The 19,475-nt window shown below is 55.0% G+C and carries 12 protein-coding genes; 8 read left to right on the top strand and 4 right to left on the bottom strand.

Features of this window, described 5'->3' with window-relative positions:
* Positions 1–63 precede the first annotated feature (63 nt).
* The 7 genes from cmoM (at position 64) to ACOTZP_RS14055 (ending at position 10,700) form a co-directional block, all read left to right on the top strand.
* Positions 64–843, top strand: a complete 780-nt coding sequence (cmoM, locus tag ACOTZP_RS14085; protein WP_006809373.1) for a tRNA uridine 5-oxyacetic acid(34) methyltransferase CmoM — start codon at positions 64–66, stop codon at positions 841–843.
* A 3-nt stretch (positions 844–846) separates the two neighbouring features.
* A complete protein-coding gene (gene mukF, locus ACOTZP_RS14080; protein ID WP_022647635.1) occupies positions 847–2,169 on the top strand; it encodes a chromosome partition protein MukF in 1,323 nt (440 codons plus the stop codon).
* Positions 2,150–2,854: a chromosome partition protein MukE gene (mukE, locus tag ACOTZP_RS14075; protein WP_003858208.1), complete on the top strand. Its 705-nt coding sequence runs from the start codon at positions 2,150–2,152 to the stop codon at positions 2,852–2,854. Before mukF ends, mukE begins: the two co-directional genes overlap by 20 nt.
* Positions 2,854–7,302: a chromosome partition protein MukB gene (mukB, locus tag ACOTZP_RS14070; protein ID WP_421633741.1), complete on the top strand. Its 4,449-nt coding sequence runs from the start codon at positions 2,854–2,856 to the stop codon at positions 7,300–7,302. Before mukE ends, mukB begins: the two co-directional genes overlap by 1 nt.
* Positions 7,303–7,481: 179 nt before the next feature.
* The gene (gene ldtD / locus ACOTZP_RS14065; RefSeq protein ID WP_032624528.1) at positions 7,482–9,305 is read left to right on the top strand and encodes a L,D-transpeptidase; all 1,824 of its coding nucleotides are present in this window, start codon (positions 7,482–7,484) and stop codon (positions 9,303–9,305) included.
* 175 nt (positions 9,306–9,480) lie between these two features.
* Positions 9,481–10,032, top strand: coding sequence for a YcbK family protein (locus ACOTZP_RS14060; RefSeq protein ID WP_003858202.1), 552 nt, complete (start codon positions 9,481–9,483; stop codon positions 10,030–10,032).
* A 20-nt stretch (positions 10,033–10,052) separates the two neighbouring features.
* Positions 10,053–10,700: an MBL fold metallo-hydrolase gene (locus tag ACOTZP_RS14055; RefSeq protein WP_421633739.1), complete on the top strand. Its 648-nt coding sequence runs from the start codon at positions 10,053–10,055 to the stop codon at positions 10,698–10,700.
* A gap of 52 nt (positions 10,701–10,752) precedes the next feature.
* Here ACOTZP_RS14055 and ACOTZP_RS14050 read toward each other — a convergent pair whose 3' ends face one another.
* The 4 genes from ACOTZP_RS14050 to pncB all read right to left on the bottom strand — a co-directional run bounded on the left by ACOTZP_RS14050 (position 10,753) and on the right by pncB (position 16,565).
* Positions 10,753–11,943 (bottom strand): amino acid aminotransferase, encoded by a 1,191-nt coding sequence (locus ACOTZP_RS14050; protein WP_023299734.1) that lies wholly within the window; start codon positions 11,941–11,943, stop codon positions 10,753–10,755.
* Positions 11,944–12,127: 184 nt separating this feature from the next.
* Positions 12,128–13,186 (bottom strand): porin OmpF, encoded by a 1,059-nt coding sequence (gene ompF / locus ACOTZP_RS14045; RefSeq protein ID WP_022647640.1) that lies wholly within the window; start codon positions 13,184–13,186, stop codon positions 12,128–12,130.
* Positions 13,187–13,793: 607 nt separating this feature from the next.
* Positions 13,794–15,194: an asparagine--tRNA ligase gene (asnS, locus tag ACOTZP_RS14040; protein ID WP_271075167.1), complete on the bottom strand. Its 1,401-nt coding sequence runs from the start codon at positions 15,192–15,194 to the stop codon at positions 13,794–13,796.
* 168 nt (positions 15,195–15,362) lie between these two features.
* On the bottom strand, positions 15,363–16,565 hold the full coding sequence (gene pncB / locus ACOTZP_RS14035; protein ID WP_421633738.1) for a nicotinate phosphoribosyltransferase: 1,203 nt from the start codon (positions 16,563–16,565) through the stop codon (positions 15,363–15,365).
* A 253-nt stretch (positions 16,566–16,818) separates the two neighbouring features.
* Between pncB and pepN the strand changes: the two genes are divergently transcribed.
* The gene (pepN, locus tag ACOTZP_RS14030; RefSeq protein WP_271075168.1) at positions 16,819–19,431 is read left to right on the top strand and encodes an aminopeptidase N; all 2,613 of its coding nucleotides are present in this window, start codon (positions 16,819–16,821) and stop codon (positions 19,429–19,431) included.
* Positions 19,432–19,475: the final 44 nt, after the last annotated feature.

Raw genomic sequence — 19,475 nt, 5'->3', positions numbered from 1 at the left:
AGTGGTTCATTCTCCGCGCGGGTGTGACAAAATAGCGGTTTTGCAGTGAGTGGAACCCTCCCAATGCGGGATCGCAATTTTGATGACATCGCGGAAAAGTTTTCGCGCAACATTTATGGCACCACCAAAGGTCAGCTTCGTCAGACGATCCTCTGGCAGGATCTGGATAAGCTGCTGGCTGAATTTGGTGACCGACCGTTGCGCGTACTGGATGCCGGCGGTGGGGAAGGGCAGACTGCAATTCTGATGGCGCAGCGGGGACATCACGTCACGCTTTGCGATCTTTCTGCCGAGATGGTTGCGCGCGCCGGGCGAGCGGCAGAAGAGAAAGGTGTGAGCGACAACATGCATTTTATACATTGCGCCGCTCAGGACATTCCGCAGCATTTGGAAACGCAGGTTGATCTGATATTGTTTCATGCTGTGCTCGAATGGGTCGCCGAACCACAAGCGATGTTAAAAACGCTGTGGTCGATGCTGCGCCCGGGCGGTGCGTTATCGCTGATGTTTTACAATGCCAACGGCCTGCTAATGCGAAACGTGCTGGTCGGCAATTTTGGCTATGTACAGCAGGGCATGTATAAAAAGAAACGACGCACGCTTTCACCGGATTTCCCCCGTGAACCGCAGCAGGTCTATGGCTGGCTGGAGGAGATCGGTTGGGAAATTACCGGCAAAACCGGCGTGAGGGTGTTTCATGATTATCTGCGTGATAAACAAAAACAGGATGACTGTTTAGACGCCTTAACAGAAATAGAGACGCGGTACTGCCGCCAGGAGCCTTATCTGAGCCTTGGCCGCTATATCCACGTCACCGCGCGCAAGCCGCAGATGCAAGGATAATCTATGAGTGAATTTTCCCAGACAGTCCCCGAACTGGTTGCCTGGGCCAGGAAAAACGATTTCTCCATCTCGCTGCCGGTAGACAGACTCTCATTCCTGCTGGCGGTTGCGACGCTAAACGGCGAACGCCTGGATGGCGAAATGAGTGAAGGCGAACTGGTGGATGCGTTCCGCCACGTCAGTGATGCGTTTGAGCAAACCAGCGAAACCATTAGCGTGCGTGCCAACAACGCAATCAATGATATGGTGCGTCAACGTCTGCTGAACCGCTTTACCAGCGAGCAGGCGGAAGGAAACGCCATCTATCGTCTTACGCCACTGGGCATTGGCATTACCGACTATTACATCCGCCAGCGCGAATTTTCCACGCTGCGTCTCTCCATGCAGCTTTCCATTGTTGCAGGCGAGCTGAAGCGTGCCGCCGACGCGGCTGATGAAAACGGTGACGAATTCCACTGGCATCGCAACGTTTACGCGCCGCTAAAATACTCGGTCGCCGAGATTTTCGACAGTATCGATCTGACTCAACGTCTGATGGACGAACAGCAGCAGCAGGTCAAAGACGATATCGCTCAACTGCTGAATAAAGACTGGCGTGCGGCCATCTCCAGCTGTGAACTTTTGCTGTCAGAAACGTCCGGTACGCTACGTGAGTTGCAGGATACGCTGGAGGCGGCTGGGGATAAGCTACAGGCCAACCTGCTGCGCATCCAGGACGCGACGATGGCGCACGACGATCTGCATTTTATCGACCGTCTGGTGTTTGATTTGCAGAGTAAGCTTGACCGCATTATCAGCTGGGGCCAGCAGTCGATCGACCTGTGGATCGGTTACGACCGCCACGTGCATAAATTTATCCGTACCGCCATCGATATGGATAAGAACCGCGTCTTTGCTCAGCGTCTGCGCCAGTCGGTACAGACCTACTTTGATGCGCCGTGGGCGCTGACCTACGCCAACGCCGATCGACTTCTGGATATGCGCGACGAAGAGATGGCGCTGCGTGATGAAGAGGTCACCGGTGAACTGCCGCCGGATCTGGAATACGAAGAATTTAACGAAATTCGCGAGCAGCTTGCGGCGATGATCGAAGAACAGCTCGCTGTCTATAAAGCCAGACAAGCACCGCTGGATCTTGGCCTCGTGGTACGCGACTATCTGGCGCAGTATCCGCGAGCGCGCCACTTCGATGTAGCCCGCATTGTTGTAGACCAGGCGGTGCGCTTGGGCATCGCACAAGCCGATTTCACCGGACTGCCGCCGAAGTGGCAGCCGATTAACGATTACGGAGCCAAGGTACAGGCGCATGTCATTGACAAATATTGAACAAGTGATGCCAGTTAAGCTGGCACAGGCGCTGGCGAATCCGTTGTTTCCGGCGCTGGACAGCCAGCTGCGTGCCGGTCGTCACATTGGCCTTGACGAGCTGGATAATCACGCCTTTTTGATGGACTTTCAGGAGTATCTGGAAGAGTTTTACGCTCGCTATAACGTTGAGCTGATCCGCGCGCCGGAAGGGTTTTTCTACCTGCGTCCGCGCTCTACTACGCTTATTCCGCGCTCGGTGCTTTCCGAACTGGATATGATGGTCGGCAAAATTCTCTGCTACCTCTACCTCAGCCCGGAACGTCTGGCGAATGAAGGGATCTTCACCCAGCAGGAGCTTTACGATGAGCTGCTGTCGCTGGCGGATGAAAGCAAGCTGCTCAAGCTGGTAAATAATCGCTCGACGGGGTCCGATCTGGACCGTCAGAAATTACAGGAAAAAGTTCGCTCTTCCCTGAACCGTCTGCGCCGTCTGGGAATGGTCTGGTTCATGGGTCACGACAGCAGCAAGTTCCGCATTACCGAATCGGTCTTCCGCTTTGGTGCCGACGTGCGTGCGGGTGACGATGCGCGTGAAGCACAGCTGCGCATGATCCGTGACGGTGAAGCGATGCCGGTGGAAAACCATTTGCAGCTCAATGACGAGCACGAAGAGAATCAGCCGGATAGCGGGGAGGAAGAGTAATGATTGAACGCGGTAAATTTCGCTCACTAACGCTGATTAACTGGAACGGCTTCTTTGCCCGAACCTTCGATCTGGATGAGCTGGTGACAACGCTCTCCGGCGGTAACGGGGCAGGTAAATCCACCACCATGGCGGCCTTCGTGACGGCGCTGATCCCTGACCTGACCCTGCTGCACTTCCGTAACACCACTGAAGCGGGTGCAACGAGCGGCTCCCGAGATAAAGGGCTGCATGGTAAGCTGAAAGCGGGCGTCTGTTATTCGGTGCTGGACGTGATCAACTCCCGTCATCAGCGCGTGGTTGTAGGCGTGCGCCTGCAGCAGGTTGCCGGCCGCGACCGTAAAGTAGATATCAAACCGTTTGCGATCCAGGGGCTGCCAACCTCCGTGCAGCCGACCGCGCTGCTGACGGAAACCCTGAATGAACGTCAGGCGCGCGTTCTGACGCTCCAGGAGCTGAAAGACAAGCTGGAAGCCATCGAAGGCGTGCAGTTTAAGCAGTTTAACTCCATTACCGACTACCACTCTCTGATGTTCGATCTCGGCGTGGTGGCCCGTCGTCTGCGCAGCGCGTCAGATCGTAGTAAATACTACCGTCTGATTGAAGCCTCCCTGTACGGCGGTATCTCAAGCGCCATTACCCGCTCCCTGCGCGACTACCTGCTGCCGGAAAACAGCGGCGTGCGTAAGGCCTTCCAGGATATGGAAGCCGCGCTGCGTGAAAACCGCATGACGCTGGAAGCGATTCGCGTTACGCAATCTGACCGCGATCTGTTTAAGCACCTGATCAGCGAAGCCACCAACTACGTGGCGGCAGACTATATGCGTCACGCCAACGAGCGCCGTATTCATCTCGATCAGGCGCTGGAATACCGCCGCGAGCTGTTTACCTCCCGCAAACAGCTGGTCGCCGAGCAGTATAAGCATGTCGAAATGGCGCGCGAACTGGGCGAGCACAACGGTGCCGAAGGGGATCTGGAAGCCGATTACCAGGCGGCCAGCGATCATCTGAACCTGGTGCAAACCGCGCTGCGTCAGCAGGAAAAAATCGAGCGCTATGAAGCCGATCTCGATGAGCTGCAAATTCGTCTTGAAGAGCAAAATGAAGTGGTGGCAGAAGCCGCCGATTTGCAGGAAGAGAACGAAGCCCGCGCGGAAGCCGCCGAGCTGGAAGTGGATGAGCTGAAAAGTCAGCTCGCAGACTACCAGCAGGCGCTGGACGTGCAGCAGACCCGCGCGATCCAATACAACCAGGCGCTGCAGGCGTTGCAGCGTGCCAAAGAGCTGTGCCACCTGCCGGACCTGACCCCTGAAAGCGCTGACGAATGGCTGGATACCTTCCAGGCCAAAGAGCAGGAAGCCACTGAGAAACTGCTTTCTCTCGATCAGAAAATGAGCGTGGCGCAAACGGCACACAGCCAGTTTGAGCAGGCGTACCAGCTGGTGGTGGCGATCAACGGTCCGCTGGCGCGTAACGAAGCATGGGACGTTGCCCGTGAGCTACTGCGCGACGGCGTTAATCAGCGCCATCTGGCCGAGCAGGTGCAGCCGCTGCGCATGCGCCTGAACGAGCTGGAACAGCGTCTGCGTGAACAGCAGGAAGCTGAGCGTCTGCTGGCGGAATTTTGCAAACGTCAGGGTAAAAATTACGATTTCGACGAGCTTGAGGCTCTGCATCAGGAGCTGGAAGCGCGTATTGCGGCCCTGTCCGATACCGTATCGAACGCCAGCGAACAGCGCATGACGCTGCGTCAGGAGCTGGAACAGCTTCAGTCCCGTTCGAAGACGCTCTTACAGCGTGCGCCGATCTGGCTGGCCGCACAAAGCAGCCTGAACCAGCTCAGCGAGCAGTGTGGTCAGGAGTTTGCCTCCAGCCAGGACGTCACCGAATACATGCAACAGCTGCTGGAGCGCGAACGCGAAGCGATTGTTGAGCGTGACGAAGTGGGCGCGCGCAAGCGTGACGTCGATGAAGAAATCGAGCGTTTAAGCCAGCCTGGCGGCTCAGAAGATCCGCGCCTGAATGCGTTAGCCGAGCGTTTCGGCGGCGTGCTGCTATCTGAAATTTACGACGACGTCGGCCTGGACGATGCGCCGTACTTCTCCGCGCTGTACGGTCCGTCCCGTAACGCGATTGTAGTGCCGGATCTGTCGCTGATTTCTGACCAGCTTGCAGGGCTGGAAGACTGCCCGGAAGATCTCTACCTCATCGAAGGGGATCCGCAGTCGTTTGATGACAGCGTATTCAGCGTCGACGAGCTGGAAAAAGCGGTGGTGGTGAAAATCGCCGATCGCCAGTGGCGCTATTCGCGCTTCCCGGAACTGCCGCTGTTTGGCCGCGCCGCGCGTGAAAACCGTATTGAAAGCCTGCACGCCGAGCGTGAAACGCTTTCAGAGCGTTTTGCGACCCTGTCGTTTGACGTGCAGAAAACCCAGCGTCTGCATCAGGCGTTCAGCCGCTTTATCGGCAACCATCTGGGCGTTGCCTTCCAGCCCGATCCGGAAGCCGAAATTCGTAAGCTCAACACCCGCCGCGGTGAGCTGGAGCGTGCGCTTGCCAGCCATGAAAATGACAACCAGCAAAGCCGCGTGCAGTTTGAGCAGGCGAAAGAAGGCGTTGCGGCCCTTAACCGCATCCTGCCGCGCCTGAACCTGCTGGCGGACGATACGCTCGCCGACCGCGTGGATGAGATTCAGGAACGTCTGGACGAAGCGCAGGAAGCGGCGCGCTTTGTGCAGCAACACGGCAATCAGCTGGCAAAACTGGAGCCGATGGTTTCCGTTCTCCAGAGCGACCCGGAACAGTTTGAGCAGTTAAAAGAAGATTACGCCTGGTCACAGCAGGTGCAGCGCGAAGCGCGTCAGCAGGCGTTTGCCCTCACGGAAGTGGTGCAACGTCGCGCACACTTCGGCTACTCCGATTCAGCAGAAATGCTGAGCGGGAACAGCGATCTGAATGAAAAGCTGCGCCAGCGTCTTGAGCAGGCCGAAGCGGAACGAACGCGCGCCCGTGAAGCGATGCGTACTCACGCTGCACAGCTGAGCCAGTACAGCCAGGTCATGGCATCGCTGAAAAGCTCCTTCGACACCAAGAAAGAGCTGTTAAATGACCTGCACAAAGAGTTGCAGGACATTGGCGTGCGCGCCGACAGCGGCGCAGAAGAGCGGGCGCGTATTCGCCGTGATGAGCTGCATGCTCAGCTCAGCAACAACCGTGCGCGTCGTAATCAGCTCGAAAAAGCGCTGACCTTCTGTGAAGCGGAGATGGACAACCTGACGCGTCGTCTGCGCAAGCTGGAGCGCGACTATTTTGAGATGCGTGAACAGGTTGTGACCGCGAAGGCGGGCTGGTGCGCGGTGATGCGCATGGTGAAGGACAACAACGTGGAGCGTCGTCTGCACCGTCGCGAGCTGGCGTACCTGTCAGCCGATGAACTGCGCTCTATGTCGGATAAGGCGCTGGGTGCTCTGCGTCTGGCCGTGGCGGACAATGAACACCTGCGCGACGTGCTGCGCATGTCCGAAGATCCGAAGCGTCCTGAGCGCAAAATTCAGTTCTTCGTGGCGGTTTATCAGCACTTACGCGAGCGTATTCGTCAGGACATCATCCGTACCGACGATCCGGTTGAAGCGATCGAACAGATGGAGATCGAGCTGGGCCGTCTGACGGAGGAGCTGACCTCCCGCGAGCAGAAGCTGGCAATCAGCTCCCGCAGCGTGGCGAATATTATTCGTAAAACCATTCAGCGCGAGCAGAACCGTATCCGTCAGCTGAACCAGGGCCTGCAAAGCGTGTCGTTTGGCCAGGTCAACAGCGTGCGGCTGAACGTGAACGTGCGTGAGGCGCACTCCACGCTGCTTGACGTGTTGTCTGAACAGCATGAGCAGCATCAGGATCTGTTCAACAGTAACCGCCTGACCTTCTCCGAAGCGCTGGCGAAGCTGTATCAGCGTCTGAATCCGCAGATTGACATGGGCCAGCGTACGCCGCAAACCATCGGCGAGGAGTTGCTGGACTACCGCAACTATCTGGAAATGGAAGTTGAGGTTAACCGTGGCTCAGACGGCTGGCTGCGCGCGGAATCCGGTGCGCTCTCTACCGGTGAAGCCATCGGTACCGGTATGTCGATTCTGGTGATGGTGGTGCAGAGCTGGGAAGATGAAGCGCGTCGTCTGCGTGGCAAGGACATCTCTCCATGCCGTCTGCTGTTCCTCGATGAAGCCGCGCGTCTCGACGCCCGCTCCATCGCCACGCTGTTTGAGCTTTGCGAGCGACTCGATATGCAGCTCATCATCGCGGCGCCGGAAAACATCAGTCCGGAAAAAGGGACAACCTATAAGCTGGTGCGTAAAGTGTTCCAGAACAGTGAACATGTACACGTCGTAGGTCTGCGTGGCTTCGCCCCGCAGCCACCGGAGTCATTACCGGGCACGGCTGACGCCTCTTAACCCGGGGTATGGTAAAAGGCGGCGCTCAGGCGTCGCTTTTTTTATTCACTTAACTTGTGTTCAGGGCTGCGTTATCTTTAAACTTCTTTACATAAGGCAAGGCAGCAGCGTGTATGCCTTTCTATACTGAAGGAAAGCTCCAGAATACTGGGCATGTCGTGAAAAACAGGGGGCAAGGGATGTTGCTTAAGAAAGATCGTGGTCGTCAGCTGTCTGCGCTGAGTTTGTGCCTGACAGTGATGTTTGCTCCACTGTTTACCGCTCAGGCCGATGAGCCTGAAATTGTACCGACTGACAGCTCCGCGACGATGGGCGCGCAGCCGACGTCGCTGTCACAACCGCTGGATCAGTCTCCGGCGACGGCCATCATGGCCGGCATTAAACCGCTGCCGGAAGGCATCGATACTGAATCATTACGCCAGCAGCTTATGACCGGGCTGCCCTCGGGCTATACCCCCGCTTATATTAACCAGCTCACGCTGCTTTACGCTGCGCGCGATATGAAACCGATGTGGGAAAATCGCGAGGCGGTACGTGCCTTCCAGCAGCAGCTGGCTGAAGTGGCGATTGCAGGTTTTCAGCCACAGTTCACGACCTGGGTTGAACTCCTGACCGACCCTGCCGTTACCGGACAGGCGCGTGATGTGGTGCTGTCTGATGCCATGATGGGCTACTTGCAGTTTGTGGCGGGGATTTCGGTGAACGGCAACCGCTGGTTATACAGCAGTAAACCGTACAAGCTGGCGACGCCCGCGCTGTCCGTCATTAATCAGTGGCAGCTGTCGCTGGACAACGGTGAACTGCCGCGCTTTATCGCAAGCCTTGCGCCCGCCCACCCGCAGTATGCCACGATGCATCAGTCGCTTCTTGAGCTGGTTGCGGATTCCCGCCCGTGGCCTCAGTTGCGTGGAACAGCAACGCTGCGTCCGGGACAATGGAGCAGCGATGTGCCTGCGATTCGCGAAATTATGAAACGGTCTGGCATGCTTGACAGCGGCCCTAAAATTGCGCTGCCCGGCGACGATACGCAAAACGCAGTCGTCAGCCCGTCGGCGCCGGTAAAAGAGAAAACCGCCGTTGCGCTGAGCAATAAGCCCGCCGCTTACGATCGCGAGCTGGTCGCGGCAGTGAAGCAGTTCCAGGCCGCGCAGGGGCTGGGCGCCGACGGCGTGATTGGTCCATCGACTCGCGACTGGCTGAACGTCTCTCCGGCCCAGCGGGCAGGGGTGCTGGCGTTGAATATCCAGCGCTTGCGCTTGCTGCCGGGCACGTTATCCACCGGCATTATGGTCAACATTCCGGCGTACTCTCTGGTCTACTATCAGGATGGTAGCGAAGTGCTGGCGTCCCGCGTGATTGTGGGTCGACCTGACCGCAAAACGCCGATGATGAGCAGCGCGCTGAATAACGTGGTGGTTAACCCGCCGTGGAACGTGCCGCCGACGCTGGCGCGCAAAGATATCCTGCCTAAGGTCTGGAATGACCCGGGATATCTGGAGCGACATAACTATACGGTGATGCGTGGCTGGAACAGCAAAGAAGCGATTGACCCCTGGATGGTCGACTGGTCAACGATTACGCCTTCGAACCTGCCGTTCCGTTTCCAGCAGGCACCGGGTGCGCATAACTCGCTCGGACGTTACAAATTCAATATGCCAAGTTCGGACGCAATCTATCTGCATGATACCCCGAACCATAATCTGTTCCAGAAAGACGCACGCGCGCTCAGTTCTGGCTGCGTTCGCGTGAATAAGGCCTCCGAACTGGCGAATATGCTGTTGCAGGATGCAGGCTGGAACGATACGCGGATATCAGATGCCCTGAAGCAGGGGGATACGCGTTACGTCAATATCCGCCACAATATTCCGGTCAATCTTTACTATCTGACGGCGTTTGTGGGCGCGGACGGACGTACCCAGTATCGTACAGATATTTACAATTATGATCTGACAGCGCGATCCGGCGCACAAATCTTGCCAAAAGCGGAACAATTAATCAGGTAAATGAAGTAGTTCGGTAAAAATGATTGTCGTAAGTTATGGTGAATATGAGGCGATCTGGCTGCAAGCCGCGTATTCACTGGGATTGGGCGCCTTGACGTAGCAGGCTTTGCCAGTTATGGTGCCCTTCGTGCGCTAAGCATATTGACAATTTCTTTTACCTGTAGACCTGATTATCATGGACAAATTTGACGCTAATCGCCGCAAATTGCTGGCGTTAGGTGGCGTTGCGCTGGGCGCAGCAGCCATCCTTCCGACGCCAGCATTTGCCACCCTCTCGACACCTCGTCCGCGTATTTTAACGCTCAACAATCTGCATACTGGTGAGACGCTTAAAGCGGAATTTTTCGATGGCAGAGGCTATATTCAGGATGAATTAGCACGACTCAACCATTTTTTCCGTGATTTCCGCGCGAACAAAATCAAAGCCATCGACCCTGGATTATTCGATCAGCTTTACCGCTTGCAGGGACTGCTGGGGACCAAAAGGCCGGTGCAACTCATTTCTGGCTATCGCTCTCTGGATACCAACAATGAACTGCGCGCCCACAGCCGTGGGGTAGCGAAAAAAAGCTATCACACCAAAGGGCAGGCGATGGATTTCCATATTGAAGGCGTTTCGTTAGCCAATATTCGCAAAGCGGCGTTATCTATGCGCGCAGGTGGTGTAGGATACTACCCACGTAGCAACTTTGTGCATATTGATACCGGGCCGGTTCGGCACTGGTAATAACGAAACACAGGAGCAGTATGAACTATCGTATTATTCCGGTTACCGCGTTCTCACAGAACTGTTCATTGATCTGGTGTGAACAAACTAAACTGGCCGCGCTTGTTGATCCCGGTGGCGACGCTGAGACAATCAAGCAGGAAGTCGCTGCCAGCGGTGTAACGCTGATGCAGATTTTACTGACCCATGGCCATCTTGACCATGTGGGTGCAGCGGCTGAACTGGCTGAACACTACGGTGTGCCGATTATCGGCCCGGAAAAAGAAGATGAGTTCTGGCTTCAGGGGCTGCCTGCCCAAAGCCGCATGTTTGGTCTGGATGACTGTCAGCCACTGACACCGGACCGCTGGCTGAACGAAGGCGATCGCGTTAACGTAGGGAATGTAACTTTACAGGTGTTGCATTGCCCCGGGCATACGCCCGGCCATATTGTCTTCTTTGATGACGCGTCGCGTCTGCTGATTTCCGGTGACGTGATTTTCAAAGGGGGCGTAGGACGCAGCGATTTCCCACGCGGCGATCACGGTCAGCTGATTCAGTCGATTAAGCAGAAGTTATTACCGTTAGGTGATGATGTGACGTTTATCCCTGGACACGGACCAATATCAACGCTGGGCGATGAGCGGTTGCATAACCCGTTCCTTCAGGATGAAATGCCTGTCTGGTAAACCCTTTCAATAAAAAAGCCTGCGCGATGCAGGCTTTTTTTATGGGTGCAGGTTACAGCACCGCGACAATGGCTTCGCACAGTGGCGCCATGTTGTCAGGCGTCATACCTGCAACGTTCACGCGGCCAGAGGCAACGGCATAGACGCCAAACTCTTCACGCAGGCGCAGCACCTGCTCTTTGGTCAGGCCACTGAAGGAGAACATGCCGTTCTGCTTGATGATGAAGCTGAAGTCACGGTCGGCGCCTTTCTCAGCCAGCGTGTTCACAAACAGCAGACGCATGCGTTGAATGCGCTGACGCATATCGTTCAGCTCTTGTTCCCAGATTGCGCGCAGCGCATCGTTGCTCAGGATCGTCGCAACTACAGACGCACCGTGTGCCGGTGGGTTGGAGTAGTTAGCGCGGATCACGGACTTCATCTGGCTGAATGCGCGATCGACAGTTTGATCGTCAGCGGCCACCAGCGTACAGGCGCCGACACGCTCGTTATACAGACCAAAGTTCTTGGAATAGGAGCTTGCGACAATCAGCTCCTGATGGACGGCGGCGAATGCGCGCAGACCTTCAGCATCTTCTTCCAGACCACGGGCAAAGCCCTGGTAAGCGAAGTCGAACAGCGGCAGCCAGCCTTTTTCAACGGACAGCTTAGCCAGCTGTTCCCACTGTTCAAGCGTAGGATCGATACCAGTTGGGTTATGGCAGCAGCCATGGAACAGCACCACATCGCCCGCCTGGGCTTCGCTCAGGCTGGCCAGCAAACCATCGAAGTCCAGCGCATGGTTTGCCGCGTCATAGTAGGCGTATTCACGGACTTCCAGACCCGCAGAATTAAACACGCTCTTGTGGTTCGGCCAGCTTGGATTGCTTACCCAGACACGCTTCACAGAGGTGTTTTTCGCCAGGAAATCTGCCGCCACGCGCAGTGCGCCGGTACCGCCTGGGGTCTGCGCCGTGCGGGCGCGTTTTTCGCTCACAATGGTGCTGCCTTTGCCGAACAGCAGCTCCTGGGTGCAGCGACCAAATTCAGGGATACCATCAATACCGAGGTAGTTTTTGGTGGTTTCGTTTTCCAGCAGATACTGCTCAGCTTTTTTGACGCTGGTCAGTACCGGAGTTTTGCCGGTTTCATCTTTATATACACCAATACCCAGGTTGATTTTGCCAGGGCGGTCGTCGGCACGAAACAGATCGGCCAGGCCCAGAATTGGGTCGGCAGGAGCGGCAGTAATGTTCTCAAACATGACGAAGTTCCATTGTGATTACAGAAGTGAAATCCGCTATCAGGTTAACGGTAGATTTACAAAATGCCAACCGTTTGCGACGAAAAGCGTGCGGCTTTTCAAAAGTCGCTATTATTTTCTCTCGGGAATAAAAAAACAGGGCCGAAGCCCTGTTCATTAAGCATATAGCAACGAGGTGTGCTGATTAGAACTGGTAAACCAGACCCAGAGCCACGATGTCGTCGTTGTTGATGCCCAGCTTGTTGTCGTCTTTCAGCTGGTTGATCTGATAGTCAACATAGGTAGACATGTTTTTGTTGAAGTAGTAGGTCGCACCGATATCAACGTAGTTGATGTAGTCTTCGTCACCGATACCTTCTACGTCTTTCGCTTTAGATTTGTAGTAAGCGATGGATGGACGCAGGCCGAAATCGAACTGGTACTGAGCGACAACAGAGAAGTCCTGAGACTTGTTAGCGAAACCACGGCTGCCCAGGCGCGCTGCGTTACGCATTTCGCCATAAATGGCTGCCAGGTAGATGTTGTTCGCGTCGTATTTCAGGCCGGTTGCCCACTGTTCAGCTTTGTCGCCTTCACCCCATTCCAGAGTCTGCTGGTTGTTGGTACGGTCAGCGGCGCCATAAGCACCGACAATGCCGAAGCCTTCGTAGTCATAGCTCAGAGAGGTCGCCCAGCCGTCGCCGTTGGAACGTACCGCGTCATCACGTTCATTTTTGCCCAGGTACTGAACACCAAAGTTCAGACCGTCAACCAGGCCGAAGAAGTTGCTGTTACGGTAAGTCGCCAGACCACCCGTACGGCCTGCGAAGAAGTTATCGCTCGCGCCGGTGTCGCCGCCGAACTCAGGCAGCATATCGGTGATGCCGATTGCGTCATAGACCAGACCGTAGTTACGACCGTAGTCGAAGGAGCCTGCGTCACCAAATTTCAGACCTGCGAATGCCAGACGGGTTTTGTTGCCGTTCTGCGCATCGCCGCCTTCAGAGTTGTTACCCTGGAAATTGTATTCCCACTGACCGTAGCCAGTCAGCTGATCGTTGATCTGAGTTTCACCTTTGAAGCCCAGACGCGCGTAAGTGTTGTCGCCATCGTTGCCCGCGTAATCAGAGAAGTAATGCAGGCCAACTGCTTTCCCGTAAAGATCTAATTTGTTGCCGTCTTTGTTATAGATTTCAGCAGCGTTTGCTGCACCGGCTACCAGCAGGGCAGGGACTACCACTGCCAGGATATTGCGCTTCATCATTATTTATTACCCTCATTGGTTTTTTTATGACACTCGCCACTGCCGTCAATAAATTCTGTCAATAAATATTTCCGGAACTATTGATGAGAGTTAGGTGTCTTTATGTGTCTGACAGGCATCTTTCCATTCATAGAACCGTTTCGCTACACTGAAAGTGCTACAATCTTCAAGATTCAGTTACCAAAAGAAAATATGTGTAACTAAATATGTATTTTTGGGAACTTTGTGAAGCACCTCAAACTTCAGCGCGTTCTGGTGAATTAAACCTCCACTTTATTCTTATATATATGATTTCCTTATGTTTAATTTAGCTAAAGGCCTTTCGTATAAACAGAAGTTAAACGGCTCATTTTTTCTTATAATCGACAAAAGCCATCCAGATGGCTGTGAAAGTGGTTGTTTTTTGTGCTATTGCGTAAGGATTGTATTAAGCGCAATAAGAATAGGGTTATTTTTTTTGTCTAAGGATATTTCGTGGAAACAAAACGTAACAGGTAGAGGGAATTGCGGGGTTGTGGTTTATAGACGCTTACTTTTGACTGACGAAAACTGACATTGCAGGATAAAATAATGGCCAGCATTTGCTGGCCATTAATGATTTGGTCGGTTAGAAACTTGCGTTACGCGGTGTGCGTGGGAACGGAATCACATCACGTACGTTCTGAACACCTGTTACGTAAGCAATCAGACGTTCGAAGCCCAGGCCAAAGCCAGAGTGCGGAACGGTGCCGTAGCGACGGAGATCGCGATACCAGCTGTAGTCCGCCGGGTTCAGGCCCATCTCCTGCATACGCGCGTCCAGCACATCCAGGCGCTCTTCACGCTGGGAGCCACCGATGATCTCACCGATGCCCGGCGCCAGAACATCCATCGCGGCAACGGTTTTACCATCTTCGTTAAGGCGCATATAGAACGCCTTAATGTCTTTCGGATAGTTTTTCACCACAACCGGTGCTTTGAAGTGCTTCTCTGCCAGATAACGTTCATGCTCGGAGGAGAGATCCACGCCCCAGTAAACCGGGTTTTCGAATTTCTCACCGCATTTTTCCAGGATAGCGACCGCGTCGGTGTAATCCACCTGCGCGAAGTCTGCGGAGACGAAGCGCTCAAGACGGGAGATGGCGTCGTTATCGACACGCTCAGCGAAGAATTTCATGTCGTCTGCGCGTTCTTCGAGAACGGCTTTGAACACGTATTTCAGCATCGCTTCTGCCAGGCCAGCCACGTCATTCAGATCGGCAAAGGCGACTTCCGGCTCCAGCATCCAGAATTCCGCCAGGTGACGGCTGGTGTTAGAGTTTTCCGCACGGAAGGTTGGGCCGAAGGTGTAGATCTTAGACAGCGCACAGGCGTAGGTTTCGCCGTTGAGCTGGCCGGAAACCGTCAGGAAGGCTTCTTTACCAAAGAAGTCTTTGTCGTAATCGACTTTTCCTTCCGGCGTACGTGGCAGGTTTTCCATATCCAGCGTTGAAACGCGGAACATTTCACCTGCGCCTTCGGTATCGGATGCCGTGATCAGCGGAGTAGACACCCAGAAGTAACCCTGCTCGTCAAAGAAGCGATGCAGCGCCTGCGCCAGCGTATGACGCACGCGCGCCACTGCACCAATCAGGTTGGTGCGCGGACGCAGGTGCGCAACTTCACGCAGATATTCGATGCTGTGACGCTTTGCAGCCATCGGATAGGTGTCCGGATCTTCAACCCAGCCGGTCACTTCCACCGAGGTCGCCTGAATTTCGTAGCTCTGACCCTGGCCCGGAGAGGCCACCACAACACCGGTGACGATCACGGAACAGCCGGTTGTCAGGTGCAGAACGTCATCATTGTAATTGGGCAGAGAATTATTAATGACGGCCTGTACAGGATCAAAGCAGGAACCGTCATAGACGGCGAGGAAGGAGATGCCAGCTTTAGAATCTCGGCGAGTACGCACCCATCCGCGCACGGTGACCTCCTGGTCAACGGCGACACGGCCCTGGAGTACGTCGGCTACAGGCACAACGCTCATAATATTCTCTCTGTTAATAGTCGGAAAAAATAAACACTTGTCCGCCCTTATAGGGGGGATATCTATGTTACCTGCCATCCGCTATCAGACAAGTAAATTTCACCGTCTTAAGAGAAGAAATAAGAAATTAATAAGAGAAGGGGAGCCATGAAGGCTCCCCCGAAGCCGTTAACTGGCTTTTTTAACCTGAGGCAGATCGAAGGCTTTACGTAATGCGCGGACAAACGCTTTGTCATGGCAGATGGTTTTGCCCGGGCTGTCGGAGAGCTTCGCGACCGGCTTACCGTTACATTCCACTAGCTTTATGACGATGTTCAGCGGTTTCACCTGGGGGATATCACAGGTTAAGCGCGTACCAATTCCGAAACTCAGGTTCACCCGCGATGAGAAGTGGCGATAAAGGTCGACGGCTTTCGCCAGGTCAAGGTTATCGGAGAAGACCAGCACCTTACTCATGGGATCGATACCCAGTTTTTCGTAATGCGCGATGGCTTTCTCACCCCATTCAACCGGGTCCCCGGAATCATGGCGCAACCCCTGGTAGCGTTCGGCAAACTCAGGGCCAAAGTCGCGCAGGAACGCGTCCATGGTAATGCAGTCGGTAAGGGCAATACCCAGCCGATCCGGGTACTCCTCAAGCCACGCGGCGAGGGCGGCGCGCTGGCTGTTGGCAAGGTCAGGGCTGATCTGCTGGTGCGCCTGGAACCATTCGTGCGCCTGGGTACCCATCGGCGTTAAATCAAGGCGACGCGCCAGATCGTAGTTACTGGTGCCAACGAACCACGGCTCCTGTTGCAGACGTCTGACAATGGCTTCCTGAACCTCGCGAGAGAAGCGGCGGCGCGTGCCAAAGTCCATCAGACGGAAGCGGGACATATCCAGCCCTTCTGTCAGTCTGGAAAACTCAACGAGTTTATTCTCCAGAGCGGCAACCGCCTGCGTTACACCGGTTTCAGGGGAGCGATAACGGTGGGCCAGCTCGCTGATCACGGCCAGAAGCGGCACTTCCCACATGATCACTTCGCGCCACGGGCCGGTCAGACGAATGTCCAGCTTGCCGTTATCATTGGTGACGGTGACCTGTTCCGGCTTATAGCGGAACTCACGCAGCCAGTTCAGATAGTCCGCTTTAAAGAAAGGCAGGCCTGAAAGCCACTGATATTCGTCATCGGTGAGCGCCAGATGCTGCATGGCATCGACCTTTTCACGAATGGAATCTGCGTAGATACCCAGCAAGTCGTCACCCCGGCAGCGAAATTCCGCCGCAACATGAACATCATGATAGTGGTGAAACACGGCTTGCTGCATATGCAGCTTGTACGCGTCGGTATCCAGCAACGTATGCAGAACCGGAGAAGCGAATTGAGTCATAGGTGCGCTGTAGCATCCTCTCACGGGAGCGTTTAGTACAATAAACAACTCCGGAGTATACCCTGTTTAGTGATTTATTGAACCCCGATCACAACATAAGCACACTTTATGGTCGAGCGCATTTCGTGCCCCGTGTTATAAAAATGTAGCAAAAACGGCGTTGTGCCTGAAAAGATGAACATTCTGCATAGCGCGTTTTACACAACCGGAATATATTGAATCGTTACTCGACAAACGATGCATAAGGTTTTCTATGACACAACAGCCACAAGCTAAATACCGCCACGACTACCGTGCGCCGGATTACCTGATAAGCGATATCGATCTGACCTTCGACCTGGATGCCACAAAAACCGTCGTGACGGCGGTAAGCCAGGTGACGCGCCAGAGCGCGACAGCCGTGCCGCTGCGTCTGGATGGTGAAGACCTGACGCTGGTTTCCCTGCATATTAATGATGAAGCCTGGTCAGACTATAAAGAAGAAGGCAACCAGCTGGTCATCGACAACCTGCCGGAACGCTTTACCCTGCGCATCGTGAATGAAATCAGCCCTGCCGCCAATACCGCGCTGGAAGGGCTTTACCAGTCAGGCGTAGCCCTGTGCACCCAATGTGAAGCCGAAGGGTTCCGCCACATTACCTGGTATCTGGATCGCCCGGACGTCCTGGCGCGCTTTACCACCAAAATTATTGCCGACAAAACGCTGTACCCGTACCTGCTTTCCAACGGCAACCGGATTGGTGAAGGGGAACTGGAGAATGGCCGTCACTGGGTACAGTGGCAGGATCCGTTCCCTAAACCATGCTATCTGTTTGCGCTGGTGGCGGGCGATTTCGATGTTCTGCGCGACACCTTTAAAACGCGCTCTGGCCGTGAAGTCGCGCTGGAGCTGTTCGTGGACCGTGGCAACCTTGACCGCGCCCCGTGGGCCATGACTTCCCTCATCAACTCCATGAAGTGGGATGAAACGCGCTTTGGCCTCGAATATGACCTCGACATCTATATGATCGTTGCTGTCGATTTCTTCAATATGGGCGCGATGGAGAATAAAGGTCTTAACATCTTCAACTCCAAATACGTGCTGGCGCGTACCGATACCGCAACGGATAAAGATTACCTCGATATCGAACGCGTTATCGGCCACGAATATTTCCATAACTGGACCGGGAACCGCGTCACCTGCCGCGACTGGTTCCAGCTGAGCCTGAAAGAGGGCTTAACCGTCTTCCGCGATCAGGAGTTCAGCTCCGATCTGGGATCGCGGGCGGTAAACCGCATCAACAACGTGCGCACCATGCGTGGTCTGCAATTTGCAGAAGATGCCAGCCCAATGGCCCATCCGATCCGCCCGGATAAAGTCATTGAGATGAATAACTTCTACACCCTGACGGTGTACGAAAAAGGCGCTGAAATTATCCGCATGATCCACACCCTGCTGGGCGAAGCGAATTTCCAGAAAGGGATGCAGCTTTACTTCGAGCGTCATGACGGCAGTGCGGCCACCTGCGACGATTTCGTCCAGGCGATGGAAGATGCCTCTAACGTGGATCTGTCTCATTTCCGCCGCTGGTACAGCCAGGCCGGTACGCCGATTGTGACGGTCAAAGACGACTACAACCCGGAAACTGAGCAGTACACGCTGACCATCAGCCAGCGCACACCGCCAACGGCGGAGCAGGAAGAGAAACATCCGCTGCACATTCCGTTCAGCGTTGAGCTGTACGACAACGAAGGCAACGTGATCCCGTTACAGAAGGGCGGTCACCTGGTGCATAACGTGCTGAACGTGACCCAGGCAGAGCAGACCTTTATTTTCGATAACGTCTATTTCCAGCCTGTTCCTGCCCTGCTGTGCGAGTTCTCCGCGCCGGTGAAACTCGAATACAAGTGGAGCGATCAGCAGCTGACGTTCCTGATGCGTCACGCGCGCAACGATTTCTCGCGCTGGGATGCGGCACAAAGCCTGCTGGCGACCTACATCAAGCTGAACGTCAACCGTTACCAGCAGGGCCAGCCGCTGACGCTGCCGGTTCATGTGGCAGACGCGTTCCGTGCCATCCTGCTGGATGAGAATATTGACCCGGCGCTGGCGGCTGAAATTTTGACGCTGCCGTCTGCGACTGAAATCGCCGAGCTGTTTGACATCATCGACCCCATTGCGATCGTCGCCGTGCGTGAAGCGCTGGCCCGCACGCTGGCGACCGAACTGGCAGATGAATTCCTCGCAATTTACAACGCCAACAAGCTGGACGCGTATCGGGTGGAACATGCGGATATCGGTAAACGTTCCCTGCGCAATACCTGCCTGCGCTATCTGGCGTTTGGTGAGGCAGAGCTGGCGAACACGCTGGTCAGCAAGCAGTACCATGAGGCCGATAACATGACGGATGCGCTGGCTGCGCTGGCCGCAAGCGTTGCCGCCGAGCTGCCGTGCCGCGATGCGCTGATGCAGGAGTACGACGACAGGTGGCATCAGGATGGTCTGGTAATGGACAAGTGGTTCATTCTTCAGGCCACCAGCCCGGCAGCCGATGCGCTCAGCAACGTACGCAGCCTGCTGAAGCACCGTTCGTTCACCATGAGCAACCCGAACCGCGTCCGCTCGCTGATTGGCGCGTTTGCCAGCAGCAACCCGGCCGCGTTCCACGCCGAAGACGGCAGCGGATATCAGTTCATGGTTGAAATGCTGACCGAGCTGAACAGCCGTAACCCGCAGGTGGCGTCTCGTCTGATTGAGCCGCTGATCCGCCTGAAACGCTACGATGCGCAGCGTCAGGCGAAAATGCGTGCCGCACTTGAGCAGCTGAAAGGGCTGGAAAATTTGTCTGGCGATCTGTACGAGAAGATTACAAAGGCGCTGGCCTGATGTAAAAAAGCCCGGTGGCGCTTCGCTTACCGGGCCTACGATTT

Origin of the sequence: Enterobacter cloacae complex sp. SYL001, assembly GCF_049237025.1 — a bacterium.
Taxonomy (GTDB): Bacteria; Pseudomonadota; Gammaproteobacteria; order Enterobacterales; family Enterobacteriaceae; genus Enterobacter; species Enterobacter intestinihominis.
Note: the sequence above shows the minus strand (reverse complement) of the source record. Positions and strands in the feature narration are given on the sequence as shown.